Here is a 17163-nt window from a genome sequence, read left to right on the forward strand (position 1 = left end):
CGCGGCCAGGCACGGCGTCACCCCGCCCTGCCTGGCCGCGCCGCGTTCCGGCGCGGGACTAACAATCGGCGTCCAGCGATAGGGTTGAAGATTTCTTCATAATCGTCTAAAACCTTCAGTAGCGATGAATCATTCCGTTCTGCGGGCAACGAAGGTTTCAGCGATGTCGTACCTCTTCACCACACCGGACCTGATCGGCGCCGCCGCTGGCGATCTCACCGCAATCGCGTCATCGATCGACGCGGCACGGGCGTCGGCGGCGCACTCCACGACCGACATCGCGGCGGCCGGCGCCGACGAGATCTCCTCGGCCGTCGCCGCGCTGTTCAGTACGCACGCCCAGACATTTCAGGCGCTGAGCAGGCAGGTGTCGGCGTTTCACAGTCAGTTCGTCCAGACTCTGCACGACGCCGTGGCGTCCTACGCCAGCGCCGAGGCCACCAACCTTGCCGGCCTCACCGCCGCCGAACCCGGCCTGGAACTGTTCGGTGTGCGACTTGTCGGCAACGGCGCCGACGGAACCGCGTCGAACCCGGCGGGCGGCAATGGCGGCCTGCTGTGGGGCAACGGCGGCGCCGGCTACACCCAGCCGGGTTCCTCCGGCTTGACCGGCGGCAATGGCGGAAACGCGGGCTTGTTCGGCAACGGCGGACGCGGCGGCGGTGGCGGCTTCGGGGCGGCCGGCGGTCAGGGGGGTGCGGGCGGCTGGTTGTTTGGCAACGGCGGCGCCGGTGGCACCGGCGGCGCGGCGGCGACTGGTTTCAACGGTGGCGCGGCGGGCAACGGCGGCGCCGGTGGCAGCGCGAACCTGTTCGGCAGTGGCGGCGCCGGCGGGCACGGCGGCTCCGGCCTGCCCGGGACGGGCGTGGCCACCCCTGTCAGCGGGCCCGCGGCCACCGGCTCCGCCGGCGGTGACAAAGCGGGCACGGTGCCCGGGCTGTTCACCGGCGGTGACGGCGCCACCGGAACTGCTGGTGCCGCAGGCCAGGTCGGCGGCACCGGCGGCAGCGGCGGCACCGGCAGCGATTCAGGTACCAGCAACTCTTTGTTTGTCGCCAAGGGCGGCGCGGGCGGCCAGGGCGGGGCGGGCGGCCTGGGCAGCAACGCCACCGTCGCGGGTACCGGCGGTCACGGCGGCGCCGGCGGCAATGCCGGGCTGCTGTTCGGAGACGGTGGGGACGGCGGCGCGGGCGGCGCCGGCGGCATCGGCGGTTCGGGCGGCACCGGCGCGACAGGTGGTGTGGGTGGTGCCGGAGGTGCGGCGAGCGTCAGCGCAGCCGCCCCCGGCATCGGGCAGGCGACCGGCGGTGTCGGCGGCACCGGGGGCGCCGGCGGCACCGGGGGCGTCGGCGGCACCGGCGGAGCCGGCGGCGACGGCGGCAACGGCGGGCGCGGCGGAATGCTGATCGGCAATGGCGGCGATGCGGGACACGGCGGGACAGGAGGCATCGGGGGCGCCGGCGGAGTCGGCGCTGCCGGTGGGGCCGGCGGGGCCGGCGGCAACGCCACCGCGGCCGGCACCGGAGACAACGATTCCACCGGCGGCACCGGAGGTACCGGCGGAGCAGGCGGCAAGGGCGGCGCCGGCGGAACCGGCGGAACCGGAGGCGCGGCCGGAACGGCGGGAGCCGGAGGGCTGCTCGGCTCAGCGGGTGACGGCGGGAGCCGTGGCGCGGCCGGCGCCGGAGGTGCCGGTGGCGCGGCCGGCGCGGGCGGTTCCGGAGGTGCGGGCGGTCGCGCCTCGGGGGGCGACGCCAACGCGGGCAGCGTCGGCGGCAACGGCGCGAACGGCAGCACCGGCAGTCAAGGCGCGTCCGGCTCGGACAGCTGACCAGGGAGCGCGCTGACCGATACCCTTGGCGCCATGCCGAGCGATTACGTGTACGACCAGGGCTTCGCCGAGGAGCGCACCCGGTTGGGCGCCATGGAGAGCCTGTGGGACCCGGGCACCCAGGCTCTGCTCGACGAGCTCGGCCTTCGTAGCTCTGAAAAGCCCTGGCGCTGTTTGGAAGTCGGCGCCGGTGGTGGATCGCTGCTGCACTGGATGGCCAGTCGCGGGGCCAGCGTGGTGGCCGTCGACATCGACACCCGCTTCATCGAATCGCTGGCCGGCGAGACCATCGAGGTGCGGCGCCTCGACATTCGCACGGACGAGTTGCCCGAAGGGCAGTTCGACCTGGTCCACTCGCGGCTGGTGCTCGAACACCTGCCGGACCGGCGAGAGATCATCGAGCGCCTGGCCGCGACGTTGCGGCCCGGCGGATGGATGGTGATCGAGGATCTGGATTGGACACCGTTCGGCTTCGACGCGGTCGACGCTCAACTCGACCTTGTCACCGATGCCATCCTGACGTTCATGCAGCAGTCCGGCTTCGAACCGCGCTACGGCCGCCGCGTGGTCGCCGATCTGGCCGCCGCCGGGCTGACAGAAGTTCGCGGCGAAGGCCGGGCGAAGGTGATCGACTCCAACACAGCCGGTTTCGACTTCTTCAGCCTGTCCTTCGAGAGTCTGCGCGCGGCCGTGGTGGAGGCCGGACTGATCTCGGAGGCGGACGCCGCCGCTGCAGCTGCCCGCTTCGGCGAAGCCGTCCGGGTATTCACGCCGATCATGATGGCCGGAATCGGCAGACGGCCGGCGTCCTAGATCGTCCTAGATCGTCCTAGATCGCCTTCAGCAGCGCCGCCTTGCCGCGGGTCCGCAACTTGTGCAGCGACGAACCACGCAACTGCGCGATCCGCGCCGCCATCTTGTTGCCCAACTCCTCGAGTTCCGCGTCGGTGATCTGCACCGGCGCGGGCGCGGGAATCATGTCGCGTTCTTCCTCGTCGGCATGCGCCTCGAGCACGGTTTTGAAGGTGTTCCACTCCTGCTGGTAAGCCGGCGCGCTCTGCGGGGTGCGCAGCAGCACGCCCAGCTGATCCACCACCTGACGGTGCTCGGCATGGGCGATCGCGATCAGCTCACTGGCTGCCGCCAGCGCCGGGTAGTACAGGTCGTCCTCGATGCGGAAGTGAATGTCCAGTTCCAGCAGCATCTCGTCGAAAAGCTCATGCCGCTCCTGGCTGTTCACTGGCGCCTCGCTGACCTTGCGCCCCAATCCCTTCAGCACCACATGGTGCTCCTTGAGCACTTCGTATGCGTTCAATGGGCCACTCCGCGCACTTCTACGTTTCCTTCCATCACCCGGGCTTCGTAACATGGCAACGGGGCCGCCGAGGGGCCGCGCAACACCTCTCCTGTTTCCAGCGCGAATCGCGAGCCGTGCCAGGGACATACGATCCGCCCGCGATCTACCCAACCGTCGGCCATCGGCGCCGCCAGGTGCGGACAGAACTCTCCGAACACTGCCACCTGTCCCGGATCGCCCTGGCAGACAACCAGTCCCACGCCGCCGACCTCGACGCGAACCGGTTTCCCGTTGAGCGCCCCGGCCGGCAACACCGGTGTCCACTGACTGTTGCGCAACCGCGCACCGGACCGGTCGACGCCGATGCCGGAATCGAACACCAACGCTCCGCCGAGATAGCTGCCGCCGAGCGTGACGGCGTAACCCGCTGCCGCCAGGCCGACTCCCCGGAGACGGCGGCCATGCCGGCGGTCCCGCCAGGACAGTCCGTAGAGCAAGGTCGCGCACGAATTCACCGCGCCGTGCACCAGCCCGACCCGACGGTCCTCCCGGTGGGTGTGCTGCCAATCGGATACCCCGGTGACGGCCGACGCGATGCTGGCGACAATCCCGAGGCCGAGCGCATGAGACGCGATCTGTGCGGTGTTCCGGTCGGCCGCGGGGCGCCGTCCCGGTACCAGGCTCAGTGCGTCCAGTGCCACCGTCGTCCCCAGTGCGCCACTGGCCAGGGACGCCAACGGCGGGTGCACCGGGTGCCCGAGCCAGACGCCGTTCAGCGCGTTCATCACCCGGTCACGCATCCCGCCCAGAGCGTTGAACAGCAGCGTCAGGATGTGCTCGAGACGGTAACTGGGCCGATCGAGCCAGTCCTGCCGTTCGATCGTGGCCAGCACCCGTGGCCCGACCTTTCGCATGTTGTCCTCCCCTGGCACGTCGGCCGTCGCGGCCACAAATTCCAGAATTCCCCTTACGCGCCGAGGTTTGAATGTAAGCCGCCTGTGAGTTGCCGTTTGAACTGCTGTGGCCGCAGGGCAGAATGGTTCTCTGTAGGACAGAGATACACCCGGGGCGAAGGGCAGGTGCGGGTGACCGACCAACTTTTCGAGCACGTCCGTCGGGGCATGATCCCGGCGCACATCTACAACGACGCCGACCTGTTCGCGCTGGAGAAGGAACGGCTGTTCAACCGGGCGTGGATGTTCGTGGCTCACGAGTCCGAGATCCCGCACGACGGAGACTATGTGGTGCGCCGCGTGCTCGATGATTCGTTCATCATCACCCGCGACTCGGACGGGCGGGTGCGGGCCCTTTTCAACATGTGCCTGCACCGCGGGATGCAGGTGTGCCGCGCCGAGATGGGCAACGCCTCCAATTTCCGCTGCCCATACCATGGTTGGACCTACCGCAACGACGGGCGTCTCACCGGCCTGCCGTTCCACCGCGACGCCTACGGCGGCGACGAGGGCTTCGACAAAAGCCAAACACTGCTGCCCGCACCGAATCTGGACACCTACAACGGACTGATCTTCATCAGTCTGGACCCGCACGCGCCGCCGTTGCGCGAATTCCTCGGTGACTTCGCGTTTTATCTGGACTTCTACACCCGGCAGAGCTCCCACGGCCTGCAGGTCAGGGGTCCCCAGCGGTGGCGGATCAAGGCGAATTGGAAGATCGGCGCGGAGAACTTCTCCGGCGACATGTACCACACGCCGCACACTCACGCCTCGATCGTCGAGATCGGTCTGTTCCGGGAACCCAAGGCGCAGAAGCGCAAAGACGGAGCCACCTACTGGGCCGGCAGCGGCGGAGGAACCACCTACAAGCTGCCGCCCGGCGACTTCGATGAACGCATGCGTTACGTGGGCTACCCCGACGAGATGATCGCCCGCATCAAATCGGTGTGGTCGCCCGCCCAGCAGCAAGTGGTGGCGCAGGACGGCTTCATGTTCTCGGCCGCCACCTGTTTCCCCAACCTCAGCTTCGTGCACAACTGGCCCAAACTCCCCCAGGGGGAGCAGGTGCTGCCCTTCATCTCTATCCGGCAGTGGCAACCGATCAGCGAGAACGAGACCGAAGTGTGTTCGTGGTTCGCCGTGGACTCGGCCGCGCCCGAACAGTTCAAGAAAGACTCGTACAAGGCTTACCTGATGTGCTTCGGGTCGACCGGGATGTTCGAGCAGGACGACGTGGAGAACTGGGTCTCACTGACGACCACGGCGGGGGGCTCGATGGCCCGGCGACTGCTGCTGAACAGCCGGATGGGACTGCTTTCCGACGACAGTCCGGTGATCGAGGCGCTGCCCGCGGAGTCGTTCCACGGGCCGGGCCGGGCGCAGGTCGGCTACAACGAGTACAACCAGCGCGAGTTGCTCAAACTGTGGGCCCGGCAATTGGAGTCCGTATGAGAAACGCTCTGCCGTTCAACGATATCCGGCATCAGCAGGCGCACCAGTTTCTGGTCGACGAGGCGTATCTACTGGACGCGCAACAGTATGAGGCGTGGCTGGACACCATGACCGACGACATCCGCTACGTGATGCCGGTGCGCGTCACCACGGCCCGCGGCGCCGGATTCGACACCTCGCCGGGTATGGCCCACTTCGACGAGGACAAGTATTCGCTGACTCAGCGGGTGGCCCGGATGGCCACCGAGCACGTATGGGCCGAGGATCCCCCGTCGCGACTGCGGCACTTCATCACCAACGTGCGCACCTTCGAACAGGATCCGGCGCACCTGCTCGTCGAATCGGCGGAATTGCTGTTCCGCAGTCGTGGCGACGTCAACGAGTCCGCGTTGTTGTCCTGCGGCCGCGAAGACGTGCTGCGCCGGGATGACGACCAGGGTTGCTGGAAGTTGGCCCGCCGCAGCATCATTGCTGACGAATCGGTGTTGCGCATGCAGAACCTGGCGGTCTTCCTGTGAACCCGGTGGGCGAGCCGATCACGGTGGCCAACGAATTCACCGAGGTCGTCGTGCAGCGGGTCGATACGCGCAACGGGTCGCGCCTACTGATCCGCTGCCCCCGCAGTGGGCGGGAGATCACGCTGGACGCCCTCGAGGTCGAGGCTCTCACCTGGCAGAACCCCCGTACGCTGACGGCCATGGTCGGCAACTCACAGGCCCCGCTGCTGCCTGACGAGCCAGAGGACGGCGATGACCGGATGGCTTGACGGCAAACGGGCCCTGGTGGTCGGCGCCGGTTCGGGAATCGGGCGGGCGGTGGTCGATGCGTTCATTGCCGAGGGCGCCAAAGTTGCTGTATTGGAACGGGATCGGGACAAGTGTCAGCGCCTCGGCGCGGAACTGCCCGACGTCCCGGTCGTGCGGGGTGACGCCACCAGTCGCGCCGACAACGAGCATGCCGTCACCGTCGCGGTGGACGCCCATGGCGGCCTGGACACGCTGGTCAACTGCGTCGGGGTGTTCGACTTCTACCGGGGGATCGACGATATCGATGCCGATGACCTCTCCGCCGCGTTCGACGAGTTGTTTCGCACGAACGTGCTCAGCCACCTGCAGTCGGTCAAAGCCGCATTGCCGGCGCTGCGAAACGGGACCGGCCCCTGCATCGTGCTGACGGAATCCACCTCCGCCTACTACCCGGGGCGCGGCGGCGTGCTCTACGTGCCGTCGAAGTTCGCGGTCCGCGGCCTGGTGACGGCGTTGGCGCACGACCTGGCCCCCCAGATCCGGGTCAATGGAGTGGCACCGGGCGGGACCCTGAACACCGACCTGCGCGGGCTTGCCAGCCTCGGACTCGACGACGTCCGCCTCGACGACTCCCCCGGCCGGGCAACCGATCTGGCCGCCCGCACCCCGCTCAACGTCGCGTTGGCCGGCTCCGACCATGCGTGGAGCTACGTGTTCCTGGCCTCGGACCGATCTCGCGGTATCACCGGCGAGACGGTTCACCCCGACGGCGGAATCCGTCTGGGCTCGCCGAGATGAGCCTGGAATCCCAGCGCGCGCTGGTGGCACAGGGTTGTCGGGTCGCGGCGGCCCGCGGCTTGGTGGACGGCATGCTGGGACATCTGAGCTTGCGGGTCGACGACGAGCATCTGCTGATCCGATGTCGCAGTGACACCGACACCGGGGTGGCCTTCACCCGGCCCGGCGACATCCGCCTCATCACCTTCGACGGAAGTGAGGGCGCCCCGGGCGAACTCGACGGCTACCGGGTGCCCAACGAGCTGCCCATCCACCTCGAAACCCTGCGGGCCGGGGCCGGTCACCGGGCCGTCGCACACTTGCACCCGCCCGCGGTCGTCGCCGCCGATCTGGCCGGTATCGCGATCCGGCCCATCTACGGCGCCTTCGATATCCCCGGCGCGTGGCTGGCTCGCGGCGGCGTGCCGGTCTATGAAAGGGCCGTGCTGATCCGCAATGCACGGCTGGGCCAGGACATGGTGGCCGCCATGGGCGGCCGGCCGGTGGTGATCTGCCGCGGCCACGGCATCACCAGCGCCGCGGGCAGCGTCGAACAGGCGGTGTTGCAGGCGATCAGCGTCGACGCGCTGGCCCGCATGTCGTTGCGGGTGCGCGCCGCCGGCGGCACGTTGCGCGACATCGACGACGAGGATTGGGATGACCTGCCGGACTTGGGGTCCGGCTTCAACATCGAGTCCGCCTGGCGGCACGAGGTCGCGCGCCTGAACGCTCAGCCCAGCTGATCGCCGATCTCTTCGGCCGCCTCAATCAGTGCGGCCGCCACCGCCGCGTACTTCGACGCTGGCAGACGGCCCTGCGGCGCGGCGGCATTCAGCGCCAGCCGTAACCCGGGCGCGCGGATCGGGATCTGCACCGCAACCGAGGCGACGCCCTCCTCACTCTCTTCGCGGTTGGTGGCGTAGCCCTGCCGGCGGATGCGAGCCAGTTCGGTCTCGAGCCGGGTCCGGTCAACGATCGAGCGCTCCGTGACGCGTTCCAGCATTTTATGCGGAAACAGTTGCCGCACTTCGTCTTCCGGCAATCCAGCCAGTAGGGCCTTGCCGGTCGAGGTGCAGTGGGCCGGCATCGTGCGCCCCAACCGGGAGGCCACCCGAACCGCCTTGGGACCCTCGATCGCGGCGACGAAGCGGACGTTGGCGCCATCGAGCATCCCCACGTGAATAGACTCGCCGAGTCGCTCGCTGAGACCACGCATCACCGGCATGGCGGCGCGCGGAATGTCGATGCGGCCGAAGATCGCAAAGGCCACGCTGGTCAGGGCCGGACCGGGAAGGTACGCCTTGGAATCCGGATCCTGGCGGACGAAGCCGCGGTAAGCCAGCATCGCCAGTAGCCGATGCGCGGTCGACGACGCGACCCCCAGGTATCGGGTGGCCTCGCTGAGCCGGATCTGCGGCTGCTCACCGAGCAGAAGCAGCAATTTCAGCGCGTTGTCGACCGACTCGATCGGATACTGCGGCACCTCATTCCGCATTCCGCCGAGCCTAAACGAATTGTCCGGCCTTCCCGTTACTGCCCGGCACACCCAGGAGGCCGGTGCCACCGGCGCTGCCCCCGGGACCTCCGGCGGCACCGCCAAGTCCGCCCTGTCCGCCCAGCGCCAGGTTGCCGCCCGAACCGACCGCGCCACCGGTAGTCGCGTCCCCGCCGTTGCCGCCGCTGCCGCCGACACCGCCCTGGCCGCCGGCGCCGCCCGAGCCACCGGCGCCAGCGCCCCCTGCTGCCCCGGCCCACCCGAGCAGGCCACCGGCTCCCCCGCTGCCGCCGCCCGTTCCGCCGGCACCGCCCGCACCGCCGACGCCGCCGTCACCACCGAGGGCGCCGTTGTTGCCCTGGCCGCCGAGCGCCCCCGCGGGGCTGGCCGTGATCGAGACTCCCCCGCCCCCGCCGCCGTCGCCGCCCGCACCACCGATGCCACCGACGCCGCCGACTCCCCCGGCACCGGCCACGCCACCGGCACCGCCGATTCCGATGAAGCCGGCCGCCCCACCGTTCCCACCGAGGCCGCCGGCGCCACCCGTACCGCCCGTCCCGCCGATCCCGCCGTGGCCCGCGGTCCCTCCGTTTCCACCGACCGCAGTACCGGTCGCGCTGTTGACGGCGGAGCCGCCACCGCCGCCGTCGCCGCCCGCAAAGCCGGCCGCCCCGGCCCCGCCGGTGCCGCCCACGCCGCCGGCACCTCCGGCACCCCCGTTGCCTAGGAACAGCCCGCCGTGGCCGCCGGTGCCGCCTGCGCCGCCGGTGCCACCGATACCGCCCGCGGCGCCGGCCGCCGTACTCGCCGCACCACCACTGCCGCCGTTGCCGCCGGTCGCGGTACCCGCGTAGGGGCTGTTCGCGAACCCGCCCAGGCCACCTGCGCCACCCGCACCGCCGGTGGGCCCACCCGGAGCGCCATTGCCGCCGGCCCCCCCGAAGACGCTGGTGGCACCCGTGACCGGGCTGCTGTTCACGACCAGGGAGCTGCCACCAGTCCCGCCGGCGCCTCCGTCGCCGCCGACGCCGGCCAGGCCGCCATTGCCACCGGCGCCGGTGGAGACGGTGAGAGTCCCTCCGATGCCGGGCGGATCGACCGTGATGATCGGCTCCATCCCTGTCCCGCCGGTGCCGCCCGTCTGACCGGCAGTCCCGTCGCTGCCAACACCTCCACCGCTCCCGACGACCGTGACGCCAGCGCCGGGGTTGCTGACGGTAATCGGCGCGCTGCCAGGACTGCTGCCCGGCGCGGCTGTGCCGGTCGGCGTCGGATTGACCCCCGCGGCGCCGGTCAGACCCGTCCCGCCCTGCCCTCCCGCACCACCGGAGCCGAACCAGTTCGCATTGCCGCCGTGGCCTCCGGTGCCGGGAGTCCCACCGAGCACCCCCGCGACGGCGGACCCACCTCGCCCGCCGGCGCCACCGTCGCCGAACAAAGTCCCTCCGGTACCGCCACTCCCACCGACCGCGCCGGCCCCGCCCACACCGCCGATCCCGCCTTTGCCGATCAGGCCCGCGTCTCCTCCGGCACCGCCGGCCTGGCCTGGCGCGCCCGAACCACCGCGACCGCCGTTGCCGAACAACAACCCGCCGGCACCACCGGGTGCCCCCGAGAAGTCCGGTGCGTCAGCACCATTGCCGATCAGCGGGCGCCCCAGCAACGTCTGGGTCGGAGCGTTGATCAACCCGAGCAAGCTCTGCAGCGGCGACGCGCCGGCCGCCTCGGCGGCGGCGTACGCGGCGGCCCCGGCGGCCAACGACCGCACAAACTGCTCGTGGAAAGCCCCGACCTGCGCATTGAGGGCCTGGTAAGCGTGCCCGTGCGCCGCGAATAACGCCGCAATCGCCGTCGACACCTCATCCTCGGCCGCCGCGACGATCCCGGTAGTCGGTACCGAAGCCGCCGCGCCGGCCGACGACAATGCCGACCCGATACCCGCCAGATCGCCGGCTGCCGTCGAGACCAACTCAGGTACCGCGATGACAAACGACATCAGTAACCTCCCGACAGGCCTGGCGACGGGACCAGATTTTAGACCCGATGGGCCCACTGCGGATGAACATTCCAGCACGAAGCCACCCGGCCCACCACGCGGATACTTCCCACGACGGTTTTCGGCCAAAACGCACCTACGGCCTCGTGATTCTCGATACGGTTGGCCAGCGTCGCGTTGCAGAGTGGTCGGGGAATCAAGACTGGTTGGCAACGCGGCGCCCCCTTTTCATCCGGCGGCGAGTCCAGGTCTCAATATCTTTGTGGCGCTTGCCTTTCCGCGATGCAACAGCCGTTCTGCCGGATCCTGTTGCCGCCCCACTTGATCGCTGCCCAGATGCCGGCTCAGGACCGGCGCTTTTACGCCGCCTTCGCCAGAACGTCGGCTTCTTCAATTCCGGCAACGGCAACTGGGGATTCGGCAACGCCGGGACCACCAACACCGGCTTCTGGAACGCGGGATCGGTCAACACCGGCGCATTCGACTCCGGCTACTGGAACACCGGTCTGTTCAGCTCGGGCAACACCAACACCGGGCTGTTCGATTCCGGAAGTCTCAACACGGGCTTCGGCAGTTCGGAAACCCCTGTTGGCGTTTCGAATTCAGGATTCGGCAATGTCGGCAGCAATTTGTCCGGCTTCTACAACACCGGCTCGGATTCGTCGGGATTCCAGAACAGCACCGCCGACGCCTTCGGCTACACGTCGGGCTGGCACAACTCCGACGGCCGGGGCAACGTCGGGTTCCACAACACCGGTTACGCACTGTCCGGCTTCTACAACACCGGTTCTTACAACAACGGGATCAACAACTCGGGCAGTTGCAGCTCGGGCGTCGCCAACTCCGGCGACAGCAGCTCCGGTGGCTGGAACAAGAGCAACGACAAATCAGGATTCTTCAATTAGCTTGTACAGCTTGCTCTTTCGCCCACCGATAGTCGGCCTTGCCGGACGGTGACCGCTGCACCTTGGCGCAGAAAATCACCGCCTTGGGCAGCTTGTAGCGCGCGATGTGACGCGCGGCCTCGGCGATGATGCCCTCCGCGTCGGCGTGTGCGCCATCCACCAGCTGCACCAGCGCGACGACCTCGTTGCCCCACCGCTCACTCGGACGGCCGGTCACCACGACGTCGTAGACGGCGGGATGCTCGTTGATCGCGGCCTCGACCTCCTCGGCGAAGATCTTTTCCCCACCGGAGTTGATGGTCACCGAATCCCGGCCGAGCAGTTCGATCTGGCCGTCGGCGTCCCACCGGGCCCGATCGCCCGGAACCGAGTGCCGGATGCCGTCGATGACCGGGAACGTCCGGGCCGTCTTCGCCGCATCGTCGAGGTAGCCCAACGGGATCGGGCCCTGCTGGGCGAGCCAGCCGATCTCGTCGTCGCCGGGCGACAGGATCCGCGTCAGGTCCTCGCTGACCACCACCGCACCCGGATTGGGTGCGAACCTGCCCGAGGCATGCTGCGCCGCGCTGGAGACCTGCCCCATCTGGGCGCCCGATTCCGAGGAGCCCCCGGCGTCCAGGATCGTCAGGTGCGGCAGCACTTCCACGAACCGCTGCTTCAGCGGAGCGCTCAACGCCGCCCCACCGGTGACCAGCACGAACAGCCCGGAAAGGTCGTAGGAGCCGGTCTGCAGTTCATCGAGGAGCGGACGGCCGAAAGCGTCGCCGACGATCGACAACGACACCACTCGCTCCCGGCTGGCCAGCGCCCATACTTCGGCCGGATCCAGATGGGTGGTCGTCGGCGCCATCACGAACGGCCGCCCGGCACACAAGTTGATGAACGCGGCCCACTGCGCCGCCCCGTGCATCAACGGTGCGGCCGTCATGGATCCGGGGCCGTCGGGCCGGGAGCGCTCCACGATCTCCTCCAGGCTGCGCACCGGTTCGCCGGTGCCGAAGGTCCGGCCGCCCATCGCATTCATGAAGATGTCGTGCTGACGCCACAGCACCGCCTTGGGCATACCGGTGGTGCCCCCGGTGTAGAGCATGTAGAGATCATCGGGCGAGGGCACCACGTCCAACGGTTCGTCGGAAACAGAGGCCAGCAGCTCCTCGTAGCGCACCGCCCCCGGAAGCGGCGCGTTGCCGGACTCGTCGTCGACGTGGATCAGTCGAACCGGCTTCGACGCGCGTTCCAGAGCCTGGGCCAACGTCGGGGCGAAACGCGCCTGGTAGACCAGCGCATCCGCGTTGGCGTTGCCGATCAGGTACACCAACTCGTCCGCGACGTAGCGGTAGTTGACGTTGAACGGAGCGACCCGGGCCCGGTAGGCCCCGATCATCGCTTCCAGGAACTCGTTGCAGTTGGCCAGATACAGCCCCAGGTGACTCTGGCCCGATTCATGCGGCGCCAACTCGGCGCGTTCCCGGTGGGCGCCCAATCCCCAGTCGTGCAGCGCGCGTGCGAAACGCCGGGCCCGTTCCTCGGTCTGAGCGAAGGTGAATCGCCGGTCGCCGAACACGATCGCGTCGCGGTCCGGGTTGGCGGCGGCCACCGCCGAAATGATCTGCGCGAGGTTGAATTCCAACGGGACCTCCGGAGCTGTCCTGAGTCTTGACGTCACGACAGTATTCGCTGACGGCGTTGTGCCGCGTATCCGGCGGCGGTCAGGCATTCTTTATCCATGGATCTGGACGCCCTGCTGCATTCAATCCCGCCGCTCGCGATCTACCTGCTGGTCGGCGGCGTCGTCGGAGTGGAAAGCCTGGGCATTCCGCTGCCGGGCGAGATCGTGTTGGTCAGTGCCGCGTTGATGTCGTCGCATCACGAGATCGGGGTCAACCCCATCGGCGTCGGCGCGGCCGCGGTGATCGGCGCCGTGGTGGGCGACTCGATCGGCTATTCGATCGGCCGGCGTTTCGGGATGCCGCTGTTCGACCGCCTGGGCCGCAGATTCCCGAAGCACTTCGGTCCTGGGCATGTGGCACTGGCCGAGCGGACCTTCAACCGCTGGGGTGTTCGTGCGGTGTTCTTCGGCCGCTTCATCGCCCTGCTGCGCATCTTCGCCGGGCCGCTGGCCGGGGCGTTGAAGATGCCCTACCCGCGCTTCCTGGCGGCGAATGTGGGCGGCGGCATCTGCTGGGCCGGGGGTACCACCGCCCTGGTGTATTACGCCGGCGTGGCCGCCGAGCGCTGGATGTCCCGGTTCTCCTGGGTGGCCCTGGTCATCGCCGTCATCTGCGGCATCACCGCGGCGATCCTGTTGCGCGAACGCACGTCTCGCGCGATCGCCGAACTGGAGGAAGAGCACTACCGCAAGACCGGAACCCAGGCTGCGGAAAAGGCCGCCTGACCTAACCGACCGCCTCTTCGCGGTCCGTTTCGGGGCGAATGCCGTCGGGTGGGCGGTGCTGATCGATGAGGCCGCGGGCCATGCTGCGCGATCGCAGGGCGGCGTCGGTGTCGCCGACGGCCGCGAGCATGATCGCGCCCTTCATCAGGATCTGCCAGGACCGCGCGAAATCCTCGACGTCGCGCAGACCCGCGGCCACCGCCCGCGTGCGTACGATCTCACGCACGTTGTTGATATGGACGATGCTCGCCTTGCCGGCCGGATGGTCGGCGCCCAACTCGAGCAGCACGTTGATGAAAGAGCAGCCCTCGAAGCCGTCCCGATTGTGGAACCACTCGTGCAGGACGTCGAAAATCGCCAGCAACTGTTCCTCGGGCGTGCTGCCCAGCGACGCGGAGCGTTTCTCGATCAGACCGTGCGTCCACAATTGCTCCCGCCGCTCGAGCACCGCCAGGACGAGCGCGTTCTTGGTCGCGAAGTGCCGGTAGAGCGTCGCCTTGGCCACCCCGGCACGCTCGATCACTTCCTCGGTGCCCACCGCCCTGATTCCACGGCGGCCGAACAAGTCGTAGGCGGCATTCAATATCCGTTCACGGGCGGGCACGGCGGGACCCCCGGGGCCCGTGACGTCGGGCGTTGTCATAACGTGACTTACCGTACTCTTACCCCAGCCATGTAGACAGACAGACCTGTCTTGTTATAGAAATGGTATCTACAGGGCGATTTATCTGTCTGTCTTCAGATATGCAGGACGGGCATCCATCGCGGCGCGACTTGCGCCAGTCGATTAGGAGTGCACCATGAGCCTGGTCATCGCAGAATCTTTTTCCTCACATCTCACACTCAGTACCCGCCTGGTCTACCAACTCGGCGAGCCCCGCAGCACGCTGCGTGCGATCACCGATCGCAGTGGCGACGCGGTGGTGATCCACGCCGGCGGTGAAATCGACGCTTGCAACGAAAACACCTGGCGCCAGCTGGTCACCGAAGCGGCCGCCACGGCCACGGCACCCGGACCGTTCGTCGTCGACGTCATCGACGTCGACTTCATGGGCTGCTGCGCCTACAGCGTGCTCAGCGAGGCCGCCGAACAGTGCCGCAATCGCGGCGTCGAACTGCGGCTGGTGACCCACGCGCCGATCGTCAGCCGGATCGTGGCTGCCTGCGGACTGACCGCGGAGTTGCCGATCTTCCCGACCGTGGACAACGCCCTCGCGATTTCCTGACGACGGTTACGCCGCGCCGTGGCGAGCGCCGCTGGTCGCCAACTCGCGGTCTGCCCCGGCCGGCGGGGGTCCCACTTCAAGTACCGATCGCACCGCCGCGCGCAGGTATTCGCGCAGGATGGGCAGGCTGTACCGTCCACCGCGCAGACCGATCCACTTCGGCAGATCGATGATGCAGGTGGCGATCAGGTCGACTGCGCTGTCGTCGCTGCGCCCCCAGAGGCCTTCGGCCAGCTGGGCCATGACCGCGGCGAGTTCGCGCTCGAGGCCCCGCAGGTGCTCGGCGATATCGGCGGGCATCGGTTGGCTGACGACGTCGTCGCGACGCACCGTCATCAGGCATGCAGACGAACCCGGGTACAAGTCCGGGTACAGCAGCGAGGTCTCGGCGGCGGCATAGACCGCATCCAGGGGTTCACTGCCAGGCTGTGCCTTCGCCTCCTCGACGAGACTGGTCAGCTGATCCAGAAAACGACGTTCGGCCCGGATCCAGACCCGGCCCAGCAGGCCGCCGCGGGATTCGAAAGTGCGGTAGATGGCGCCGTTGGAGACACCGGTGGCCTTGGTGAGCGCGCGGATCGTCACGGCTTCGATGCCGTCCTGGGCGACCAGGTTCTCGGTCGAATCGAGGACGTAGTCGTGTTCCTGCAACCGGGGACTTAACACTGCTAGATCGCTCCTTCATCGGACCGTGCCGCGCACGCTCACTGAACCCACCCCAGAGACCCCGTGAGGGCCGAACTCCGGTTCCCTTCGAGGCCATTGTCCCCAACTAACCGCGTTCGTACTGGGAAATCGCCGACATGGCCAAGTTCCCATGCATAACACCGGTTGAGAGCAGGTTTGCCCGGTCATCAGCCGGGTAGGTTGCGGAGCATGAGCACGCGGCGCTCGGAGGGCGACCTCCCGACGGTCGGTGTGGAAGAAGAATTTCTTTTGGTCCTCCCGGACACCGGCGAGCCCGCTCCGCGCAATCGCGACGTGGCCGCCGAAGCCGCACGCCACGGCGTCGAGCTCGACGTAGAGCTGGCCAGCTGCCAGGTGGAGACGACGTCCAGCGTCGCGACCACCTCTGCACAGTTGCACGAAGAGCTCACCGAGCTGCGACGCACAGCCACGCAGGCCGCCGAGGCGGTCGGCGTGCGCCTGCTGGCCCTGGGGCTGCCTCCCGTCACTCCCCACGAGTTCCCGGTGACCGACACCCCCCGCTACCGCCAGATCGGCGAGCGGTTCGGGATGGTGGCACATGAGCAGGGCATCTGCGGGTGCCATGTCCACGTGGCGGTGCCCGACCGCGGTGCGGCGGTCCACGCCGGCAATTGGTTGCGCCCGTGGCTGCCGACTTTGCTTGCGCTGTCCGCGAATTCGGCGATCTACCGCAACAGCGACTCCGGCTATGCCAGCTGGCGCAGTGTGTTGTGGCGGCGCTGGCCCGTCGCGGGTGCGCCGCCGTATTTCGCCTCGGTTGAGGAATACGACCGCACGGTGGGGATGCTGGTCGATACCGGGGTGATCCTGGATGCCGGGATGGTCTACTGGGACGTGCGCCCGTCAGCGGATTTTCCGACCGTGGAGGTGCGGGTCGCCGATGTGCCGGCGACCGCCGCCGAGACCGTGTTGCTGGCCACGCTGATCCGGGCGGCCGTGATGACCGCGGTCGACGAGCGCGATCGCACCGTCGACCGGTTGCCGCCGGCCGCGTTGCGTGCGGCGTACTGGAAGGCCGCGCATGACGGGCTGGCCGGCAGCACCTTGGATCTGGTCGGCGGGCGCGGGGCGGTGCCGGTGCGCGAGTTGCTGGGCGCGTTGGTGCACCGGGTCCGCCCGGCACTGGACGCCCTGGACGAATACCACCACGTCGTCGACGAACTCGACCGCGTCACCGCGCTCGGCAACGGAGCGATGCGGCAACGTCGAGCGTGGCAACGCCGCGGCGTGGCGCTGGACGTCATCGAGGACGCCGCGGCGGCGACAGTCAGTTGAATCCTGTTGCGCCAGTGATGATCAATTAACGAGGCGGTGGCGTTGTCGAAGGCGGTGGCTGCGGATTCGTTGAACGTCCCGGGCCCAGGTTGCCGGGCCCCCATCAT

At 68.6% G+C, this 17163-nt stretch carries 18 protein-coding genes; 11 read left to right on the forward strand and 7 right to left on the reverse strand.

The annotated features are described in order from the left end of the window. Positions 1–163 precede the first annotated feature (163 nt). Positions 164–1831 (forward strand): PE family protein, encoded by a 1668-nt coding sequence (locus ACNQS7_RS07115; RefSeq protein ID WP_418012016.1) that lies wholly within the window; start codon positions 164–166, stop codon positions 1829–1831. 33 nt (positions 1832–1864) lie between these two features. Then, a complete protein-coding gene (locus ACNQS7_RS07120; protein ID WP_418012017.1) occupies positions 1865–2644 on the forward strand; it encodes a class I SAM-dependent methyltransferase in 780 nt (259 codons plus the stop codon). 16 nt (positions 2645–2660) lie between these two features. Here the strand turns inward: ACNQS7_RS07120 and ACNQS7_RS07125 are convergent, their stop codons facing one another. Next, the gene (locus ACNQS7_RS07125; RefSeq protein WP_310785811.1) at positions 2661–3146 is read right to left on the reverse strand and encodes a hemerythrin domain-containing protein; all 486 of its coding nucleotides are present in this window, start codon (positions 3144–3146) and stop codon (positions 2661–2663) included. Continuing rightward, positions 3143–4042, reverse strand: coding sequence for a Rieske 2Fe-2S domain-containing protein (locus ACNQS7_RS07130; protein WP_418015919.1), 900 nt, complete (start codon positions 4040–4042; stop codon positions 3143–3145). The genes ACNQS7_RS07125 and ACNQS7_RS07130 overlap by 4 nt, the downstream gene beginning before the upstream one ends. A 207-nt stretch (positions 4043–4249) precedes the next feature. On the opposite strand from ACNQS7_RS07130, the gene ACNQS7_RS07135 reads away from it, so the two are divergent. The 5 genes from ACNQS7_RS07135 to ACNQS7_RS07155 are packed head-to-tail and all read left to right on the forward strand — an operon-like array spanning position 4250 to position 7799. Then, complete coding sequence (locus ACNQS7_RS07135; protein ID WP_418015920.1) at positions 4250–5533, forward strand: Rieske 2Fe-2S domain-containing protein; 1284 nt, start codon at positions 4250–4252, stop codon at positions 5531–5533. Next, positions 5530–6051, forward strand: a complete 522-nt coding sequence (locus ACNQS7_RS07140) for a 3-phenylpropionate/cinnamic acid dioxygenase subunit beta (RefSeq protein ID WP_418012018.1) — start codon at positions 5530–5532, stop codon at positions 6049–6051. The genes ACNQS7_RS07135 and ACNQS7_RS07140 overlap by 4 nt, the downstream gene beginning before the upstream one ends. Continuing rightward, positions 6048–6299, forward strand: a complete 252-nt coding sequence (locus tag ACNQS7_RS07145; RefSeq protein WP_055576542.1) for a hypothetical protein — start codon at positions 6048–6050, stop codon at positions 6297–6299. Before ACNQS7_RS07140 ends, ACNQS7_RS07145 begins: the two co-directional genes overlap by 4 nt. Then, complete coding sequence (gene hcaB / locus ACNQS7_RS07150; protein ID WP_418012019.1) at positions 6283–7077, forward strand: 3-(cis-5,6-dihydroxycyclohexa-1,3-dien-1-yl)propanoate dehydrogenase; 795 nt, start codon at positions 6283–6285, stop codon at positions 7075–7077. Before ACNQS7_RS07145 ends, hcaB begins: the two co-directional genes overlap by 17 nt. Continuing rightward, positions 7074–7799 (forward strand): class II aldolase/adducin family protein, encoded by a 726-nt coding sequence (locus ACNQS7_RS07155; RefSeq protein ID WP_418012020.1) that lies wholly within the window; start codon positions 7074–7076, stop codon positions 7797–7799. The genes hcaB and ACNQS7_RS07155 overlap by 4 nt, the downstream gene beginning before the upstream one ends. Here ACNQS7_RS07155 and ACNQS7_RS07160 read toward each other — a convergent pair. Then, positions 7787–8539 (reverse strand): IclR family transcriptional regulator, encoded by a 753-nt coding sequence (locus tag ACNQS7_RS07160; RefSeq protein ID WP_418012021.1) that lies wholly within the window; start codon positions 8537–8539, stop codon positions 7787–7789. The genes ACNQS7_RS07155 and ACNQS7_RS07160 overlap by 13 nt on opposite strands. 22 nt (positions 8540–8561) lie before the next feature. After that, a complete protein-coding gene (locus ACNQS7_RS07165) occupies positions 8562–10547 on the reverse strand; it encodes a PE family protein (protein WP_418012022.1) in 1986 nt (661 codons plus the stop codon). 269 nt (positions 10548–10816) lie between these two features. Between ACNQS7_RS07165 and ACNQS7_RS07170 the strand changes: the two genes are divergently transcribed. Continuing rightward, positions 10817–11452 carry a pentapeptide repeat-containing protein gene (locus tag ACNQS7_RS07170; RefSeq protein ID WP_418012023.1) on the forward strand — a complete coding sequence of 212 codons (636 nt, stop codon included), beginning with the start codon at positions 10817–10819 and terminating at the stop codon, positions 11450–11452. Here ACNQS7_RS07170 and ACNQS7_RS07175 read toward each other — a convergent pair. Continuing rightward, positions 11445–13082, reverse strand: a complete 1638-nt coding sequence (locus tag ACNQS7_RS07175; RefSeq protein ID WP_418012024.1) for an acyl-CoA synthetase — start codon at positions 13080–13082, stop codon at positions 11445–11447. The two genes, ACNQS7_RS07170 and ACNQS7_RS07175, sit on opposite strands and share 8 nt — an antisense overlap. 96 nt (positions 13083–13178) lie before the next feature. Between ACNQS7_RS07175 and ACNQS7_RS07180 the strand changes: the two genes are divergently transcribed. Continuing rightward, the gene (locus tag ACNQS7_RS07180) at positions 13179–13847 is read left to right on the forward strand and encodes a DedA family protein (RefSeq protein WP_418012025.1); all 669 of its coding nucleotides are present in this window, start codon (positions 13179–13181) and stop codon (positions 13845–13847) included. A 1-nt stretch (position 13848) separates the two neighbouring features. Here ACNQS7_RS07180 and ACNQS7_RS07185 read toward each other — a convergent pair whose 3' ends face one another. Continuing rightward, positions 13849–14490 carry a TetR/AcrR family transcriptional regulator gene (locus ACNQS7_RS07185; RefSeq protein ID WP_418012026.1) on the reverse strand — a complete coding sequence of 214 codons (642 nt, stop codon included), beginning with the start codon at positions 14488–14490 and terminating at the stop codon, positions 13849–13851. Between the two features lie 157 nt (positions 14491–14647). Between ACNQS7_RS07185 and ACNQS7_RS07190 the strand changes: the two genes are divergently transcribed. Then, positions 14648–15073, forward strand: coding sequence for an anti-sigma factor antagonist (locus ACNQS7_RS07190; RefSeq protein ID WP_418012027.1), 426 nt, complete (start codon positions 14648–14650; stop codon positions 15071–15073). Positions 15074–15079: 6 nt separating this feature from the next. Here ACNQS7_RS07190 and ACNQS7_RS07195 read toward each other — a convergent pair whose 3' ends face one another. Continuing rightward, complete coding sequence (locus ACNQS7_RS07195; protein WP_418012028.1) at positions 15080–15739, reverse strand: TetR/AcrR family transcriptional regulator; 660 nt, start codon at positions 15737–15739, stop codon at positions 15080–15082. Between the two features lie 210 nt (positions 15740–15949). On the opposite strand from ACNQS7_RS07195, the gene ACNQS7_RS07200 reads away from it, so the two are divergent. Then, positions 15950–17056, forward strand: a complete 1107-nt coding sequence (locus ACNQS7_RS07200; protein WP_418012029.1) for a glutamate--cysteine ligase — start codon at positions 15950–15952, stop codon at positions 17054–17056. Positions 17057–17163: the final 107 nt, after the last annotated feature.

The sequence above is a fragment of the Mycobacterium sp. 23 genome, from assembly GCF_048287075.1.
In the GTDB taxonomy this organism is placed as follows: domain Bacteria; phylum Actinomycetota; class Actinomycetes; order Mycobacteriales; family Mycobacteriaceae; genus Mycobacterium; species Mycobacterium gordonae_B.